Origin of the sequence: Aeromonas sp. FDAARGOS 1408, from assembly GCF_019048665.1 — a bacterium.
Lineage (GTDB): Bacteria > Pseudomonadota > Gammaproteobacteria > Enterobacterales > Aeromonadaceae > Aeromonas > Aeromonas dhakensis.
Genome location: NZ_CP077394.1, coordinates 3,950,025 through 3,967,500, shown reverse-complemented (window position 1 = coordinate 3,967,500; position 17,476 = coordinate 3,950,025). Strand labels below are relative to the sequence as shown.

The 17,476-nt window shown below is 61.3% G+C and carries 11 protein-coding genes, 1 tRNA gene and 3 rRNA genes (1 of these 15 running past the window's edge); 12 read left to right on the top strand and 3 right to left on the bottom strand.

The features are described 5' to 3' along the window. From I6L38_RS18350 to I6L38_RS18300, 11 genes are all read left to right on the top strand, one after another. Window positions 1–1,847: ribosomal RNA gene (locus I6L38_RS18350) — 23S ribosomal RNA — on the top strand (it extends 1,042 nt beyond the left edge of the window). A gap of 84 nt (window positions 1,848–1,931) precedes the next feature. Further along, window positions 1,932–2,046 (top strand): 5S ribosomal RNA (rrf, locus tag I6L38_RS18345). A 47-nt stretch (window positions 2,047–2,093) separates the two neighbouring features. After that, window positions 2,094–2,169: transfer RNA gene (locus I6L38_RS18340), tRNA-Thr, on the top strand. A gap of 22 nt (window positions 2,170–2,191) precedes the next feature. Then, window positions 2,192–2,306: ribosomal RNA gene (gene rrf / locus I6L38_RS18335) — 5S ribosomal RNA — on the top strand. Window positions 2,307–2,459: 153 nt separating this feature from the next. Further along, window positions 2,460–3,425 carry a transcriptional regulator EbgR gene (gene ebgR / locus I6L38_RS18330; protein WP_043170703.1) on the top strand — a complete coding sequence of 322 codons (966 nt, stop codon included), beginning with the start codon at window positions 2,460–2,462 and terminating at the stop codon, window positions 3,423–3,425. A gap of 321 nt (window positions 3,426–3,746) precedes the next feature. Next, the gene (ebgA, locus tag I6L38_RS18325; RefSeq protein ID WP_216988819.1) at window positions 3,747–6,821 is read left to right on the top strand and encodes a beta-galactosidase subunit alpha; all 3,075 of its coding nucleotides are present in this window, start codon (window positions 3,747–3,749) and stop codon (window positions 6,819–6,821) included. Further along, the gene (locus I6L38_RS18320; RefSeq protein ID WP_043170705.1) at window positions 6,818–7,273 is read left to right on the top strand and encodes a beta-galactosidase subunit beta; all 456 of its coding nucleotides are present in this window, start codon (window positions 6,818–6,820) and stop codon (window positions 7,271–7,273) included. The genes ebgA and I6L38_RS18320 overlap by 4 nt, the downstream gene beginning before the upstream one ends. Before the next feature lie 101 nt (window positions 7,274–7,374). Beyond that, window positions 7,375–8,820 carry an amino acid permease gene (locus I6L38_RS18315; protein ID WP_043170706.1) on the top strand — a complete coding sequence of 482 codons (1,446 nt, stop codon included), beginning with the start codon at window positions 7,375–7,377 and terminating at the stop codon, window positions 8,818–8,820. Between the two features lie 76 nt (window positions 8,821–8,896). Then, window positions 8,897–9,235, top strand: a complete 339-nt coding sequence (locus tag I6L38_RS18310) for a tRNA-binding protein (protein WP_043170707.1) — start codon at window positions 8,897–8,899, stop codon at window positions 9,233–9,235. Window positions 9,236–9,401: 166 nt separating this feature from the next. Continuing rightward, window positions 9,402–10,838: an amino acid permease gene (locus I6L38_RS18305; protein WP_201883033.1), complete on the top strand. Its 1,437-nt coding sequence runs from the start codon at window positions 9,402–9,404 to the stop codon at window positions 10,836–10,838. Window positions 10,839–11,049: 211 nt separating this feature from the next. Further along, the gene (locus tag I6L38_RS18300) at window positions 11,050–12,021 is read left to right on the top strand and encodes a bile acid:sodium symporter family protein (protein ID WP_043170709.1); all 972 of its coding nucleotides are present in this window, start codon (window positions 11,050–11,052) and stop codon (window positions 12,019–12,021) included. A 57-nt stretch (window positions 12,022–12,078) separates the two neighbouring features. Here I6L38_RS18300 and ovoA read toward each other — a convergent pair whose 3' ends face one another. Further along, entirely contained in the window at window positions 12,079–14,229 is a 2,151-nt protein-coding gene (gene ovoA / locus I6L38_RS18295) for a 5-histidylcysteine sulfoxide synthase (RefSeq protein WP_043170710.1), read from the bottom strand. A 364-nt stretch (window positions 14,230–14,593) separates the two neighbouring features. Here ovoA and I6L38_RS18290 point away from each other — a divergent pair, with 364 nt between their 5' ends. Further along, window positions 14,594–15,316 (top strand): head GIN domain-containing protein, encoded by a 723-nt coding sequence (locus I6L38_RS18290; RefSeq protein WP_216988818.1) that lies wholly within the window; start codon window positions 14,594–14,596, stop codon window positions 15,314–15,316. A 53-nt stretch (window positions 15,317–15,369) separates the two neighbouring features. Here the strand turns inward: I6L38_RS18290 and fghA are convergent, their stop codons facing one another. Both fghA and I6L38_RS18280 read right to left on the bottom strand, forming a co-directional pair. Next, a complete protein-coding gene (fghA, locus tag I6L38_RS18285) occupies window positions 15,370–16,206 on the bottom strand; it encodes an S-formylglutathione hydrolase (RefSeq protein ID WP_024943034.1) in 837 nt (278 codons plus the stop codon). A gap of 49 nt (window positions 16,207–16,255) precedes the next feature. Beyond that, window positions 16,256–17,383: an S-(hydroxymethyl)glutathione dehydrogenase/class III alcohol dehydrogenase gene (locus I6L38_RS18280; RefSeq protein ID WP_010635490.1), complete on the bottom strand. Its 1,128-nt coding sequence runs from the start codon at window positions 17,381–17,383 to the stop codon at window positions 16,256–16,258. Window positions 17,384–17,476 lie beyond the last annotated feature (93 nt).

The window sequence follows — 17,476 nt, the reverse complement described above, 5'->3', positions numbered from 1 at the left end:
GGATGTTGGCTTAGAAGCAGCCATCATTTAAAGAAAGCGTAATAGCTCACTAGTCGAGTCGGCCTGCGCGGAAGATGTAACGGGGCTCAAACCAGGCACCGAAGCCGCGGATTCACGCTAAGCGTGAGTGGTAGGGGAGCGTTCTGTAAGTCTGCGAAGGTGTGTCGAGAGGCATGCTGGAGATATCAGAAGTGCGAATGCTGACGTAAGTAACGATAAAGGGGGTGAAAAGCCTCCTCGCCGGAAGACCAAGGGTTCCTGTCCAACGTTAATCGGGGCAGGGTGAGTCGACCCCTAAGGTGAGGCCGAAAGGCGTAATCGATGGGAAGCAGGTTAATATTCCTGCACGACTTGTAATTGCGATGGGGGGACGGAGAAGGCTAGGTGGGCCAGGCGACGGTTGTCCTGGTGAAAGTGCGTAGGTGGTGTTTCTAGGCAAATCCGGAGACACAACACTGAGACACGAGACGAACGCACTACGGTGCGGAAGCCATTGATGCCCTGCTTCCAGGAAAAGCCTCTAAGCTTCAGATTACAAGTCATCGTACCCCAAACCGACACAGGTGGTCGGGTAGAGAATACCAAGGCGCTTGAGAGAACTCGGGTGAAGGAACTAGGCAAAATAGTACCGTAACTTCGGGAGAAGGTACGCTCTTGTTGGTGAAGTCCCTTGCGGATGGAGCTGACGGGAGTCGCAGTGACCAGATGGCTGGGACTGTTTATCAAAAACACAGCACTCTGCAAACACGAAAGTGGACGTATAGGGTGTGACACCTGCCCGGTGCCGGAAGGTTAATTGATGGGGTTAGCGCAAGCGAAGCTCTTGATCGAAGCCCCGGTAAACGGCGGCCGTAACTATAACGGTCCTAAGGTAGCGAAATTCCTTGTCGGGTAAGTTCCGACCTGCACGAATGGTGTAACCATGGCCATGCTGTCTCCACCCGAGACTCAGTGAAATCGAATTCGCCGTGAAGATGCGGTGTACCCGCGGCTAGACGGAAAGACCCCGTGAACCTTTACTACAGCTTGGCACTGAACATTGAACCTACATGTGTAGGATAGGTGGGAGGCTTTGAAGGCGTGACGCCAGTTGCGCTGGAGCCGTCCTTGAAATACCACCCTTGTATGTTTGATGTTCTAACGCAGGGCCCTGAATCGGGCTCGCGGACAGTGCCTGGTGGGTAGTTTGACTGGGGCGGTCTCCTCCCAAAGAGTAACGGAGGAGCACGAAGGTTGGCTAATCCTGGTCGGACATCAGGAGGTTAGTGCAATGGCATAAGCCAGCTTAACTGCGAGACGGACAGGTCGAGCAGGTACGAAAGTAGGTCATAGTGATCCGGTGGTTCTGAATGGAAGGGCCATCGCTCAACGGATAAAAGGTACTCCGGGGATAACAGGCTGATACCGCCCAAGAGTTCATATCGACGGCGGTGTTTGGCACCTCGATGTCGGCTCATCACATCCTGGGGCTGAAGTCGGTCCCAAGGGTATGGCTGTTCGCCATTTAAAGTGGTACGCGAGCTGGGTTCAGAACGTCGTGAGACAGTTCGGTCCCTATCTGCCGTGGGCGTTGGATGATTGAAGGGAGTTGCTCCTAGTACGAGAGGACCGGAGTGAACGAACCTCTGGTGTTCGGGTTGTCACGCCAGTGGCACTGCCCGGTAGCTAAGTTCGGAATCGATAACCGCTGAAAGCATCTAAGCGGGAAGCGAGCCCTGAGATGAGTCATCCCTGACCCCTTGAGGGTCCTAAAGGGCCGTTGGAGACCACAACGTTGATAGGCGGGGTGTGTAAGTGCAGCGATGCATTGAGCTAACCCGTACTAATTACCCGTGAGGCTTAACCATACAACACCCAAGAAGTGTTCTAAGGCTTGTAGCAGATACCGAGAACGAATAACTAAATCAGCTTTTTCAGATTGAAGATTTTTGCCTGGCGGCAATAGCGCAGTGGAACCACCTGACCCCATGCCGAACTCAGAAGTGAAACGCTGTAGCGCCGATGGTAGTGTGGCATTCGCCATGCGAGAGTAGGACACTGCCAGGCACCCAATTTTAGATTACGCGGTGAGCGTGGTCTTTACCGGTTAGTGTGCTGATATGGCTCAGTCGGTAGAGCGCATCCTTGGTAAGGATGAGGTCCCCAGTTCGATTCTGGGTATCAGCACCATTTTCAAGTAGTACAGCTTTTGCCTGACGGCAATAGCGCCGTGGAACCACCTGATCCCATGCCGAACTCAGAAGTGAAACGCGGTAGCGTCGATGGTAGTGTGGCATTCGCCATGCGAGAGTAGAACACTGTCAGGCTCCCATTTAGAAGAGGCCTCCCATTCGGGAGGCCTTTTTGCATTGGAAATTTGCCGTTCTGATGGGTTTCTTTTAGTAAAAATGCTGGGATGTCAGCACGTTGCCCGTTACTCTTGTCTGGTGTTGTCGCGCGTCATTGCCAGAGGAGTATGCATGGCCACGTTGAAGGAAATTGCACAGGAGGCGGGGGTATCCCAGGCTACCGTGTCGCGGGTGCTCAATGAAGATCCGACGCTGAGCGTCAAGGAAGAGACCAAGCAGAAGATCTTCGAGATCGCCGAGCGGCTGGAGTACAAGACCAGCGGTGCCCGCAAGGGGGTTCACAAGAGCAAACTGCACTTCCTGGCGGTCTATGCCTACCCGCAGAGCACCGAGGTCAACGACCCCTATTATCTGGCCATCCGCTACGGCATCGAGACCCAGTGTGCCCGCCTCAACATCGAACTGACCCACTTCTACAATGGTGCCGAGGGGCGTGAGCTCTCTGCCGTCGACGGTATCTTGGTCATCGGCCATCTGCCCGCAGAGCGTCTCGCCGCGCTTCACTCCCTCTCTGCCCAGCTGGTGTTTGTGGATTGCCGTTCTCAGGGGGACTTTGACTCGATTGACGTGGATCTGGCGCTGATCAGTCAGCAGGTCGTGGAGTTCTTCATCGCTCAGGGGCACCAGCGCATCGGCTATATCGGCGGTCAGGATGATGGCCCGGATCTGCGCGAACTGGCTTTCCTCGACTACGGTCAGCGCCTTGGTGTGGTGCAGGAGAGCGATCTCTATCGCGGGGATTTCTCCAGCGCCTCCGGCTACAAGTTGGCCAAAGAGATGCTGGCGGGAGATTGGCCCAAGGCACTGTTCGTTGCCTCCGACTCCATCGCCATCGGCGTGCTGCGTGCCATCCACGAGAAGGGGCTGGCGATTCCGCAGCAGATCGAGCTTATCAGCGTCAACGATATCCCGACCGCCAAGTTCACCTTTCCGCCCCTCTCCACTGTGCGGATCCACTCCGAGTTGATGGGCTCCCAGGGGGTCAATCTGCTGGTTGAACGGCTGCGTGACGAGCGGGACATTCCGCTGCGGGTGCTGGTACCGAGCAAATTGACTCTGCGCGGTACTACACGATAGTTTTAGTAAAATACCTATGTTTTTAGTCGCGCCACCTTGCGGTGGTGCGACATCTCTCCTAAGTAAACCGCTTTCCCATATCTTCTAATAAACTCATATCATATTGTTTTATAGTTAATTTAATTACATCATGGCCTGCTGTTATCAACATCCATGCCACCCATCTATACCTTGCCCTCCTTTGTCTCCAGCTTCTGATCTCGCTCACAAAACCATCCACTCACTGTGATCAGGTTAAAACTTTACCGATCTAAAACTGATATTTAGTAAATGTTTATCTAGAGTTTACCCAGTTAACGTTGCCTTGTTCCGGGAGGACATGTGAATAACTGGGAAAACGTCCAATTCGTTGGTGAAAACAGGCTGGCCCCGCGTGCCTACTTCTTCTCTTATACCGACCACGCGCTGGCGGCCACCATGCAGCGGGAGCTGAGCCGCCGTTTTCTGAGCCTGAGCGGTCAGTGGCAGTTCCACTACTTCGACCATCCCTTGCAGGTGCCGGAGGCCTTCTATCACAGCCCCATGAGCGAGTGGGGCCAGGTCACGGTGCCCAACATGTGGCAGATGGAAGGGCATGGCAATCTGCAGTACACCGACGAGGGTTTTCCCTTCCCCATCGATGTGCCCTTCGTGCCGACCAACAACCCCACCGGCGCCTATCAGCGCAGCTTCACGCTGAGCCCGGCCTGGGATGGCGAGCAGGTGATCATCAAGTTCGACGGGGTGGAGACCTACTTCGAGGTCTATGTGAACGGCCACTACGTCGGTTTCAGCAAGGGGAGCCGCCTCACCGCCGAGTTCGATATCAGCGCCTACGCCAAGGTTGGCGAAAACCTGCTGTCGGTGCGGGTGATGCAGTGGGCTGACTCCACTTACATCGAAGATCAGGACATGTGGTGGATGGCGGGGATCTTCCGCGACGTCTATCTGGTGGGCAAACCGGCCACCCATGTGCAGGACTTCTTCATCCGCACCGCGCTGGCTGATGACAATCAAAGCGCGACCCTGAGCTGCGACATCCAGCTGGAGAATCTGGGAGCGCTCGTCCGTGATCACCGTCTGGTCTGGTCGCTGCTGGATCAGGGCTACGAGATCGCGAGCGGCTCGCTCGACCATCTCGCCATCGACGGCAAGTGTGATTGCCGTTTCACGCTGGATCTGGCCAACCCCCATCTGTGGAGCGCCGAAGACCCGTACCTCTATCAGCTGCAACTCTCCCTCTACAACAGTCAGGGCGAGCTGCTGGAGGTGATCCCGCAGCGGGTCGGGGTGCGTGAAATCACCGTCAAGGATGGCCTCTTCTACGTCAACGGCCACTACCTCAAGCTGCACGGGGTGAACCGCCACGACAACGACCACCTCAAGAGCCGCGCGGTCGGCATGGACCGTGTTGAACGCGATATCGTGCTGATGAAGCAGCACAACCTCAACTCGGTGCGCACCGCCCACTACCCGAATGACCCGCGCTTCTACGAGCTGTGCGACCAGTACGGTCTGTTCGTGATGGCGGAGACCGACGTGGAGACCCACGGCTTTGCCAACGTCGGCGATCTCAGCCGCATCACAGACGACCCCTTCTGGGAGCCGGTGTTCGTGGATCGCATCGAGCGCCACGTGCACGCCCAGAAGAACCACCCCTCCATCATCATCTGGTCGCTCGGCAACGAGTCCGGCTACGGCTGCAACATCAGAGCCATGTACCGGCGCTGCAAGGCGATCGACCCGACCCGGCTGGTGCACTACGAAGAGGATCGCGATGCCGAGGTGGTGGATGTGGTGAGCACCATGTACTCGCGCGTCTCCCAGATGAACTGCTTCGGCGAGTTCCCTATGACCAAGCCGCGCATCCTCTGTGAATACGCCCACGCCATGGGCAACGGCCCGGGTGGCCTCAGCGAATACCAGCAGGTGTTTGACCGTCATCCCCATATCCAGGGTCACTACATCTGGGAGTGGTGCGATCACGGCATCCTGGATCAGGACGAGCAGGGGCGCCCGGTCTACAAGTACGGCGGCGACTACGGCGACTACCCCAACAACTACAACTTCTGCATGGATGGCCTCATCTACCCGGATCAGACCCCGGGGCCGGGCCTGCGCGAATACAAGCAGGTGCTCTGCCCGGTCAAGGTGCGCGCACTGGATCTGGCGAGCGGCAAGCTTGAGCTGGAAAACCGCTACTGGTTCTCCAATCTGGACGACATCCGTCTGCTGGTCGAGGTGAAGGCCGAGGGCGAGCTGCTGGCCAGCCAGCAGATCCGGTTGGAAGGGGTGGCCCCCGGTGCCACCACAGATCTGCAACTCGAACTGCCCGCTCTCGATGGGCGGGAAACCTTCGTCCAACTGCGGGTCATCAAGGCCAGTGCGACCCGCTACAGCGCGGCGGAACACGAGCTGGGCCAGTACCAGTTCCAGCTGAAGGCATCGACTCGTCAGCTGCGACCCTTTGCCAACCCCAACGCGACCCCGTTGCACATTGCCGATGAGCGCCTCGCGCTGACCTTGAGCGGCAGCGGCTTTGCCCTGCGCTTCTCGCGCCTCGACGGCAAGCTGGTGAGCTGGCAGCAGGATGGCAATGAGCTTATCGAGCGCTCGCCCCGCCTCACCTTCTTCAAGCCGATGATCGACAACCACAAGCAGGAGTACGAGAGCCTGTGGCACCCGAACCACCTGCAGATCATGCAGGAGCACTTCCGTACCTTGAGCTGGCGTCAGCTGGGCGAGGCGGTCGAGGTGACGGTCGAGAGCCTGATCGCCCCGCCGGTGTTCGACTTCGGTATGCGTTGCCGCTACGTCTACACCCTGAGTCCGAACGGTCAGCTGCACGTGGCCCTGTCCGGTCAGCCCTACGGCGGTTATGACGACATCATTCCCAAGATCGGTTTCGAGCTGGGTATTCGTCAGGATCTCGACCGGGTGCACTACTACGGCATGGGTCCGGGCGAGAACTATCAGGACAGCCGCCAGAGCAACTGGATCGACAGCTTCCAGAGCACAGTGGGCGAGATGTGGGAGCACTACCCTTTCCCGCAGGACAACGGCAACCGCCAGCAGGTGCGCTGGGCGACCCTGACCAACCGTCACGGCGCCGGTCTCTACGTGCGGCCCGATGCCCCCATCAACCTGAGCGTCTGGCCCTACAGCTGGGAGCATATCCACGCCGCCCAGCACATCAACGAGCTGGAGCCCTGTGGTTATCTCACCCTCAATCTGGATCACAAGGTGCTGGGGCTGGGTTCCAACTCCTGGGGCTCCGAGGTGCTGGACTCCTGGCGGGTGCGCTTCGAGCCGTTCAGCTTCGGCCTGACTCTGCTGCCCATCGCTCGCGGCAACCTTAATCCGGCTGCGCTGGCCGGGCTCGATCTCACCATCAACGGCGGGAGGAACCTCGCATGATCACCCTGGACAACCTGACCCTGTTCAAAAACATCTACCGGGAGGGCAAGAAGTGGGGCCGCTGCGTGGAGGCCATCGACAACCTGGCCAACCTCAAACCCGGCATCTGCCACTCCATCGGTGACTCCCTCACCTACCGCTTGCAGGAGGGGGCCAGCCCGGCCACCTCCCTGTTCGAGGGGCAGCGCCGCTACTTCGACGTCCACTACTACCTGGAAGGGGAAGAGACGGTGGAGTGGGCCCCCAAGTCGGATCTGCGGGCCGAGCAGGCCTATGACGACACCACGGATCGCGAGTGGCTGGCTGGCGAGGTGCGTGAGCGTCAGCAGGTGGGCAACGGTCAGGTGGTGATCTTCGAGAACGGCGAGGCTTACCGGTTTGTCGGCGACGGGCCGGTGCGCAAGCTGATCATCAAGGTCACCGTGGAAGGCGGCTACTTCAAGAACAAATAACAAGCCGCCGGTTCTGCACTGACAAAGCCGGAAGAGCGGGGCTCACCCTACAAATCATGCCCCGCTCTTTCGCGAGATAACTACAGGTCTGGAGATGCACCATGTCTGATTCCAAACGCAATACGATAGGCAAGTTTGGTCTGCTGTCGCTCACCTTCGCGGCGGTATTCAGCTTCAACAACGTCATCAACAACAACATCGAGATCGGTCTGGCCTCGGCCCCGATGTTCTTTCTGGCCACTATTTTTTACTTCATTCCGTTTTGCCTGATCATTGCGGAGTTCGTGTCACTGAACAAAAACTCCGAGGCGGGGGTGTATGCCTGGGTGAAGAGCTCCCTCGGCGGTCGCTGGGCCTTTATCTCCGCCTACACCTACTGGTTCGTGAACCTCTTCTTCTTCACCTCCTTGCTGCCGCGGGTCATCGCCTACGCCTCCTATGCCTTCCTCGGCTATGAGTACATCCTCACCCCGGTGGCGACCACGGCATTGAGCATGGTGCTGTTTGCCTTTGCCACTTACGTCTCCACCAACGGCGCCAAGATGCTGGGCCCCATCACCTCGGTGACCTCGTCCCTGATGCTGCTGCTGACCCTCTCCTACATCCTGTTGGCGGGTGCGGCTCTGGTGGGCGGCGTACAGCCAGCCGACCCCATCACGGTCGAGGCCATGATCCCCGATTTCAGCTGGGCCTTCCTGGGTATCACCACCTGGATCTTTATGGCGGCCGGTGGCGCCGAGTCGGTGGCGGTCTATGTCAATGATGTGAAAGGGGGCTCCAAATCCTTCGTGAAGGTGATCATCGTCGCCGGGATCTTTATCGGGGTGCTCTACTCCATCGCGTCTCTGCTGATAAACGTCTTCGTCCACAGCGATACCCTGAAATATACCGGCGGCTCGGTGCAGGTGTTTGAAGGGCTGGCGGCCCATTTCGGCCTGCCGGAGATCCTGATGAACCGCTTCGTGGGTCTGGTCTCCTTCACCGCCATGTTCGGCTCCCTGCTGATGTGGACCGCGACCCCGGTGAAAATCTTTTTCTCCGAGATCCCGGCCGGCATCTTCGGCAAGAAGACCGTCGAGCTGAACGAGAACGGCGTGCCCGCCCGTGCAGCCTGGATCCAGTACCTCATCGTGCTGCCGCTGATGGTGATCCCGACTCTGGGCTCCAACACCGCTCAGGATCTGATGAACACCGTCATCAACATGACCGCTGCCGCCTCCATGTTGCCGCCGCTGTTCATCATGCTGGCCTACCTCAATCTGCGGCTGAAGCTCGACCACCTGCCGCGGGAGTTCAAGATGGGCTCGCGCACTATCGGCATCGCCGTGGTGTCGGTGCTGATCGCCATCTTCTCGGTGGGCTTCCTCGCCTCCACCTTCCCGACCGGCGCCGACATCATGACCATCATCTTCTACAACGTCGGCGGGATCCTGATTTTCCTCGGCTTCGCCTGGTGGAAATACAACAGATACGAGGCCTCCCTCAGCGCCGAGGCGCGCGCGAAAGAGGCCCAGCCGGCGGCGCAGGTCGCCATGCAGGCGCCATAGGCACTGCATTGACTCCCAATCAGACCGGGTGGCCGTTGGCCACCCGCAAACCGTTGAACCAGAAAAGGAAAAGAGCATGAGCGAGACGATCGAGTTTGCCGAATTCAAGCGGGTCGAGATGAAGGTGGGCACGGTGCTGGAGGTGGTGCGCCACCCCGGGGCTGACAAACTCTACATCGTCCAGATTGACGTGGGGGGCGAGCGACCGCTGCAGACCGTCACCAGTCTGGTGCCTTACTACAGCGAAGAGGAGCTGATGGGCAGCGAGGTGGTGGTGCTGACCAATCTCAAGCCCACCCGAATGCGCGGCGAACGCTCCGAGTGCATGTTGCTCTGCGCCGAGACCCCGGACGAGAGCCAGAGCGTGCTGTTGCAACCGCGGGTGCCGATGGCGCCGGGCACTCCGATCGTCTGACTGAGATTGCGAGCCGGTGCGGGAGACTGCACTGGTTCACCAAGGAGGCCGTCCAAGCGGGCCGATCATAACAAGAGAGTAAAGGGCGGGGCCGACAGACCCTTGCCAAACACATCACAGAGTCACAGCGTTACCCGCGGGGAGCGCGAGTCCACTGGAGGACACCATGTCTGAATCCGTACGCGGCACCATAGGCAAGTTCGCCCTGTTGTCGATGACCTTTGCCGCCGTGTTCAACGTGCGCAACATCGTCAACAACAACATCGAGTTGGGGCTCAGCTCCGCTCCCATCTTCCTGCTGGCGACCCTGGTCTACTTCATCCCGTTCGTCTTCATCATCGCCGAGTTCGTCTCGGCCAACAAAAACTCCGAGTCGGGCATGTACGACTGGCTGAAAAAACCGCTCGGCACCCGGATGGCCTATCTGGGCTCGTTTCTCTACTGGTTCGTGAACCTGTTCTGGTTCGTCTCCCTGCTGCCCAACGTCATCGCCTACGCCTCCTACGCCATGCTGGGCTATGAGTACAGCTTCTCGCCCATGGTCACCTCGATCATCTCCATCGTGCTGTTTGCGGCGGCGACCCACATCTCCACCAAGGGGGCGAGCTGGCTCGGCAAGATTGCCGAGATCGTGGCCTACGGCGTGTTTGCCCTGTTCGCCATCTATGTGCTGGGCGCCCTGATGGCCCTCGGTGGCGATCATGTACCGGCCCAGCCCATCACCCTGGAGGCGATGACTCCCACCGTCAACTGGGCGACGCTGGGCATCATGTGCTGGATCTTCCAGGCGGCGGGCGGTGCCGAGACGGCGGCGGCCTACCTCAATGACGTGAAGGGCGGCCAGAAGTCCTTCATCAAGGTGATCATCAGCGCCGGCATCGTCATCGGCGCCATGTATGCGGTAGGTTCCCTGCTGGTGAACGTGTTCGTGCCGCGCGAGAGCCTCACCTATGCCGGCGGCATGGTGGAGATCTTCACCGGCATGGCCCAGTACTTTGGGCTCTCCGAGGCGCTGGTGGGCCGCTTCGTCGGCGTGGTGCTGTTCATCGCCATGTTCGGTTCCATGATGATGTGGACCTCGGCCCCAGTGAAGATCCACTTCTCCGAGATCCCGCAGGGGGTCTACGGCGAGAAGACCACCCAGCTCAACGAGCACGGCGTGCCGGTGCGCGCCGCCTGGTGGCAGTTTGCTTTCGTGTTCGTGATGCTGGTGGTCAACGGCTTCGGCTCGGAATCCGTGCAGCAGATGATGAACACCGCCATCAATCTCACCGCCGGTACTGCCATGCTGCCGCCGATCTTCATCATGGTGGCCTACTTCGTGTTCCGCTGGAAACATGACGACACCCCGCGCGAGTTTCGCATGGGGTCGCGCACCTTCGGGATGGGCGTGGTGTCGGTGCTGATCGCCATCTTCGTGGTGAGCATGAGCGCCTCCGCCTTCCCGAGCGGGGTGGATCTGGTGCGCGCCTTCTTCATCAACGTCTTTATGACGGCGGTCTTCTCGGCGCTGGCCTACTGGTGGATCTCCTGTTTCGAGAAGCGCCAGGCCCGCAAGCAGGCAACTGGTACAGCCAGCGGCAAGCTGGCCAAACAGAGCTGAAGTACAAGGCTGGCCGGCTCCGGTGGCCAGCCGGGATTGCTTAATTTCCGGCAGATAAAGGGGGGTCGCTCAACTTTGCGCCTCCCGCTTATCGGGGTAAGCTGGGGATCCGTTTCAACAGGAGCTGTGCCACAGCTCCTGTTGTGTTTCCTGTCGTCCCCGATCACCGGCCCCGCGAGGGGACGGGATCTGCTTTCACCGGAGACCGCTCGTGCGTCTGGATCCCTTTACCTCTGTACTGATCGTGGTGGTCGCGCTGGCCTCCTTCTTCCCCTGCGAGGAGCAGGTGGCCGTCTGGTTCGGTCTGCTGACCAAGCTGGCGGTGGCGCTGCTCTTCTTCATGCATGGCGCCAAGCTGTCGCGCCAGAACCTGCTGGCGGGCCTCGGCCACTGGCGGCTGCATCTGGTGGTGATGGCCAGCACCTTCGTGCTGTTTCCGCTGCTGGGGCTGCTGCTTACGCCACTGGTGCCCCACTGGCTGAGCCCGGCCATCTACCTCGGTTTCCTCTACCTCTGCGCCCTGCCCGCCACCGTGCAGTCGGCCATCGCCTTCACCTCGATGGCCGGCGGCAATGTATCGGCGGCGGTGTGCAGCGCCTCGGCCTCCAGCATCCTCGGCATCTTCCTCTCGCCGGTGCTGGTGGGGCTGATGATCAATGTGCAGGGGGAGGGGGTCGACACCTGGCACTCCATTCAGGCCATCATGGTGCAGCTGATGCTGCCCTTCGTGGTGGGCCATTTGTCGCGCCCGCTCATCGGTCGCTGGGTCGACAGCCACCGGCCGCTCATTGGCAAGCTGGATCAGAGCTCCATTCTGCTGGTGGTCTATGTGGCCTTCAGCGAGGCGGTGGTGCAGGGGATTTGGCACCAGGTCGGCTGGTACGATCTGGCCAGCATAGTGCTGCTGAGCTGCGTGCTGCTGGCACTGGTGCTGGGCTGGAACGTCTGGATCAGCCGCCGCCTCGGTTTTGGCAAGGCGGACGAGATCACTATCGTCTTCTGCGGCTCCAAGAAGAGCCTGGCCAACGGGGTGCCCATGGCCAACGTCATGTTCCCGGCCGCCAGCGTCGGGGTCATGGTGCTGCCGCTGATGATCTTCCACCAGATCCAGCTGATGGTGTGCGCCGTGCTGGCCCGTCGCTACCGCGAGCAGGAGGCGGTGCCCCAGGTGCAGGAGGGGTAAGACGCCCGGATAAAAAAGAGGGAGGCCATGGGCCTCCCTCTTTCGTTTGCCGCCTCGTCAGCGTTTGCGCCAGACGGTGAGCTGAGCCACCGTGTGCTGGTACTTGCGGGCGGTCTCGCGGATGACGAAGGGGACGTCCCGCGGGGGCATGTGCTCCTCGAACTCCGCCGCCAGCAGCCGTTGCAGCGCCTGATAGGTGCCGAGGGCCTCGCCGTTCTCGCGCACACCGCCGAGCCAGTTGGCTTTGGGGGTGTAGTCGGTCAGCCAGGTGTAGGGGCTGGTGAGCACCAGCAGGCCACCGCTGCGAAGGCGCGGAGCGATGTCCCGCAGGAAGCGGGCGGGTTCCCGCAGCCGGTCGATGAGGTTGGAGGCGAGCACCAGATCGTAGTCCGCATACTTGGGCTTGAGGTTACAGGCATCCCCCTGGCTGAAGTGGACTCGCTCGCTCTGCTCGCGGCCGAGCTCATGGCGGGAGAGGCGCGCCTCGCAATACTCCACCAGCTCTCCTTCTACCGGCACCGCGTAGCGGAAGCTGTCCTGGTTGGCGAGCGCCAGCGCCACGTCGATGAAGCGGGCCGAGTAGTCGACCCCGTCCACGTGGGCGAAGTGGCGAGCCAGCTCGAAGCTGGCGCGGCCGGTGGCGCAGCCGATGTCGAGCGCCCGCTCATGGCGGCTGCACAGCTCGCTGGCAAGGCTGGCCAGAGCCTGGGCGTAGTTGGCGACCCCGAAGTGGCTCGGACCGTACTGGAAGTCGAGGTACTGAGCGACGAGCGTGTCGGTTTCATAGGGATTCACGATGACGGGCTCCTGATGGCGTGAGACCAGATAGCGGAAGCCCGCATGCTGGAAGAAGTGGCGACGGAAGGCGTAGCGGGAGGACTTGAGCGCCTCGTTGCCGGTACTGATCCAGCTACCCCCCTTGATCAGGGTGTGCTTGCCATCGAAGGTGGGGGTGGAGAAGTCGTCGTAGAGGGGGTGCACCTTGAACCCCTCGAAGCCGTCGATGGCGGTGCTGGTCCACTGCCAGACGTTGCCCACCAGATCGAAGAAGCTGCCCTGCGGGCAGGCATCCACCGGACAGGACGACGCGAAGCGGGCCAGGTTGATGTTGCCGGGGGCCTCGATCCAGTCCGGCTGATCGCCGGCCAGTTGCTCCCGCAACAGCATCCACTCCGCCTCGCTCGGCAGCTGGATGGGCAGCCCGGTCTGGGCCGCCTGCCAGCGACAGAAGGCAGCGGCCTCCAGCTGGTTCACCTCCACCGGCCAGTCCCAGGGCATAGGAACCTGCCTTGTCATCAGTCGCAGTTGCAGTTGCTCGGGCTCGAGGGGGTCGCCGACCCAGAAGGTGGGCATGCGGGCCCCGGCATACTGGCGCCAGCCCCAGCCTTCGTCATCCCACCAGTCACGGGTCTCGTAGCCGCCCGCCTGCACGAAGTCGAAAAATTCTGCGTTGCTCACCAGCATGCGGCTGGCCTGGAAGGGGGCCAGTTCGATGTGGCGCTCGCCATATTCGTTGTCCCAGCCGTAGGTGGCGTCCTGTTTGCCAAGCCGCACCCGGCCACCGGCCACCGGCAGCAGGCTGTTGGCGGGCACCTCGTCACGGCGATGGCGCGCCTCGAGGCAGACCGGCCACTGGGGCTGGCTGCGCACCCAGGCCAGCGGCAGCTGGCGGATCAGCACGCTGGAGGTTTCGAGGTGGATGCGCTCGTGCTCTATCCCCATCAGGATGACCCAGGCCGGGCTCTGCCAATGGATGGGCAGCTCGATCGGCATCCGCTCGATGAAATCACACACCAGGGCGCGCACCCGGCCCCGATAGTCGCGCAGCTCGCTGACGGAGGGCCAGTCGTAGTGGGTCTCGTCCAGATCGTCCCAGCTCATCTCGTCCACCCCGATGGCGACCATGGCCTCGATGCGGGCGTCGAGGCGGCCCTCGATGAGGCGTGCCGCCAGCAGCTTGTTGATGAAGAAGGCGGCGGTGTGGCCGTAGTAGAAGATGAGCGGGTGGCGCAGGGGGATCGCCTTGTCAAACCAGGCCCGCTCGTCGGCCAGGCAGTCGAACAGCGAGTCGTAGAGATCGAAGGTCTGGCAGAAGTAGGTGAGCAGCTCGCGGCGTTTTTGTTCGGGATCGCTGCCAGTCAGCAGCGGGGTTCGGGTCGGTTCCGGCAGGCCGGTGGCGGTGGAATAGAGAAGAGTGGCTTGGGTCACGCTCTGACTCCTTGTTGGCAGTGAAGACTGACAAGACAGTGGTAATGGCATTACCGCAATGGAGAGCTTTGTACGCACAAAGTATCACTATTGGCTCAACAGACCGGCTCGGCAACCAAAAACTTCCACGGCTTGTCAGCATAGCGACCCCGCGAACGGCTCGCCAGCCAACCCTCCGCCTGCCCGTTCGGGGATGGTCAGATTCGCCAGTTTATGGTCTGAATGACTCTCTCTTTGCTGTACCCATGTGGAGTGAAAATGGATATCTTCTTGTAAATCATGTGGTTGATTAACTGGCACAGGCTTTGCGATGGATGCTGATCAAGGGGCCGCGACTGGCCAATACACAATGAGGAGAGTGGCGATGAAATGGATGATGGGCGCGGTGCTGGCGGTCGGGCTCAGCGGGTGCAGCTGGCTGGATGATACCCGGGTGAGCGGGGCGGGGGCCCTGATCGAGCAGCAGCACGGGATGGGCCGGCAGGTGACCCGGGTGCTGGCCGGGGTGCCCGCCAGTGTCCATCTGGTGGCCGGCGAGCCGCGCGGGGTGCGCATCCGCGGGCAGGAGAACCTGCTGCCTTACCTGGTGCTGAGCGAGCGGGGCGACAAGCTGGAGATCGAGGTGAAGGACGGTTACCGGCTCGACCCGACCGAACCGCTGGAGATCACCATCACCCTGCCCGCACTCCATGAGCTGGCGCTGGCAGGGGTTGCCAACGGCGAGCTGCGCGGCTTCAAGGGGGAGGCGCTGGTGCTGTCGGTGGCCGGGGTCGGTGACATAGTCGCCGACGGGCTCGAGCTGGAGCGACTGGAGGGCAACATCGCGGGAGCGGGCAGTCTGGATCTGGGGAACAGCACGGCCAGGGCCGTCGAACTCAACATCGCCGGCTCGGGGGATGTGCTGGGGGCCGGGCTCAAGGGGCGCGAGGTGGAGGTCAATATCGCCGGCAGCGGCGACGTGGAGGTCAGGGCGCAGGATCGGCTCAAGGTGGGCATCGCCGGCTCGGGTTCGGTCAGCTACTGGGGCGATCCCGTGCTGCAGAGCGAGATTGCCGGCTCCGGCGAGGTGAGCCGGCAGGGCAGCTGAATGGTCTTGTCCACCGACCAGAAGAAAACAGGCCCGTCACGGGCCTGTTTCGATCAGAGGTGGCGGGCGTGAAAGCGCAGGTGCGCCTCGATAAAGCTCGCCACGAAGTAGTAGCTGTGATCGTAACCGGGGTGGCGGTTGAGCTCCAGCGGCCACTCCTTGCCGGCGGCCACATCGGCCAGGGCATCGATGTGCAGCTGTTCGGCCAGGAAGGGATCGTCCAGCCCCACGTCTACCAGGGTCGGCAGTGGTTTGACCGACTCATTGCGCAGCAGCTGGCAGGCGTCCCACTCCTGCCACAGCAAGGGGTTGTTGCCGAGGTAGGCGCCGAGCGCCTTCTGGCCCCAGGGGCAGCGACTCGGGTGGCTGATGGGGCTGAAGGCCGACACCGAGCGGTAGCGACCGGGCTCGCGCAGGGCGGCGATGAGCGCCCCGTGGCCACCCATGGAGTGGCCGCTGATGGCGCGTTTCGTCGAGACCGGGAAGTGGGTCTCGATGAGCTCGGGCAGCTCGCGGGTGACGTAGTCGTACATCTGGTAGTGATCGCGCCAGGGGTGCTGGGTGGCGTTGACGTAGAAGCCTGCGCCCATGCCGAGATCGTAACCGGGGTCGTCCGCCACCTCTTCGCCGCGGGGGCTGGTGTCCGGCGCCACCAGGGCGATGCCGAGCTCGGCGGCGATGCGCTGGGCGCCCGCCTTCTGCATGAAGTTTTCATCGGTGCAGGTGAGGCCGGAGAGCCAGTAGAGCACGGGTACCTTCTGGCCGGTGAGGGCCTGGGGCGGCAGATAGATGGCGAAGCGCATCTCGCAACCCAGCACCTCGGAGGCGTGGCTGTAGCGCTTGTGCCAGCCGCCGAAGCTCTTGTTGCTGCTGATTATGTCCAGATTCATCGGGGGAACTCCTGCACCCCGCCCACGGTGGCGGGCGGGGTGATCATGCTCAGTAGTGGATGACGGTGCGGATGCTCTTGCCTTCGTGCATCAGATCGAACGCCTCGTTGATCTGCTCCAGCCCCATGGTGTGGGTGATGAAGTCGTCCAGCTTGAACTCGCCCTGCATGTAGCGCTGTACATAGCTCGGCAGTTCGCTGCGACCGCGCACGCCGCCGAAGGCGCTGCCGCGCCAGACCCGGCCGGTGACCAGTTGGAACGGACGGGTGCTGATCTCCTGGCCGGCGCCGGCCACCCCGATGATGACCGACTCACCCCAGCCCTTGTGGCAGCACTCCAGCGCCGCACGCATCACCTTGACGTTGCCGATACATTCAAACGAGAAGTCGACGCCGCCGTCGGTGAGCTCGACGATCACCTCCTGGATGGGCTTGTCGTAGTCGTTCGGGTTGATGCAGTCGGTGGCGCCCAGCTTGCGGGCCAGCTCGAACTTGCTCTCGTTGATGTCGATGGCGATGATGCGGCCGGCCTTGGCCAGGCGAGCCCCGATCACCGCGGAGAGGCCGATGCCGCCCAGCCCGAAGATGGCGACGCTCTCACCCTCTTTCACCTTGGCGGTGTTCATCACGGCGCCGATGCCGGTGGTGACGCCGCAGCCGAGCAGGCAGACCTCTTCCAGCGGGGCGGCCGGGTCCACCTTGGCGATGGAGATCTCGGGCAGTACAGTGTATTCGCTGAAGGTGGAGGTGCCCATGTAGTGATAGATGGGCTGGCCATCCTTGGAGAAACGGGTGGTACCGTCCGGCATCAGCCCCTTGCCCTGGGTGGCGCGGATCTTCTGGCACAGGTTGGTCTTGCCGGATTTGCAGAACTTGCACTCGCCGCACTCGGGGGTGTAGAGCGGGATCACGTGATCCCCCACCTTGACGCTGGTGACGCCCTCGCCGACGGATTCGACGATGCCGCCCCCCTCATGGCCGAGGATGCAGGGGAAGACCCCTTCCGGATCTTCACCGGAGAGGGTGAAGGCATCGGTGTGGCAGACGCCGGTCGCGACGATGCGTACCCGCACTTCACCCGCCTGGGGCGGCATGACCTCGACTTCTTCGATGGAGAGGGGCTGGCCCGGGCCCCAGGCGATGGCGGCCTTACACTTGATGCTTTGAACCTGTGCCATGACGGATGTCCTTATTGTTGAGCAGGGTGAGGAGAATGGGTTCGGACATCCAGTGTAGTTTCCCGCTTATTTGGTGATAATAAGGCGAAATCT

Excerpts from the sequence above, each read along its gene's own strand:
- I6L38_RS18315 (WP_043170706.1), top strand. The coding sequence starts at position 7,375 with ATGTCTGATTCCAAACGCAATACGATAGGCAAGTTTGGTCTGCTGTCG.
- I6L38_RS18305 (WP_201883033.1), top strand. The coding sequence starts at position 9,402 with ATGTCTGAATCCGTACGCGGCACCATAGGCAAGTTCGCCCTGTTGTCG.
- ebgR (WP_043170703.1), top strand. The coding sequence starts at position 2,460 with ATGGCCACGTTGAAGGAAATTGCACAGGAGGCGGGGGTATCCCAGGCT.
- I6L38_RS18290 (WP_216988818.1), top strand. The coding sequence starts at position 14,594 with ATGAAATGGATGATGGGCGCGGTGCTGGCGGTCGGGCTCAGCGGGTGC.
- I6L38_RS18280 (WP_010635490.1), bottom strand. The coding sequence starts at position 17,383 with ATGGCACAGGTTCAAAGCATCAAGTGTAAGGCCGCCATCGCCTGGGGC.
- I6L38_RS18320 (WP_043170705.1), top strand. The coding sequence starts at position 6,818 with ATGATCACCCTGGACAACCTGACCCTGTTCAAAAACATCTACCGGGAG.
- I6L38_RS18310 (WP_043170707.1), top strand. The coding sequence starts at position 8,897 with ATGAGCGAGACGATCGAGTTTGCCGAATTCAAGCGGGTCGAGATGAAG.
- fghA (WP_024943034.1), bottom strand. The coding sequence starts at position 16,206 with ATGAATCTGGACATAATCAGCAGCAACAAGAGCTTCGGCGGCTGGCAC.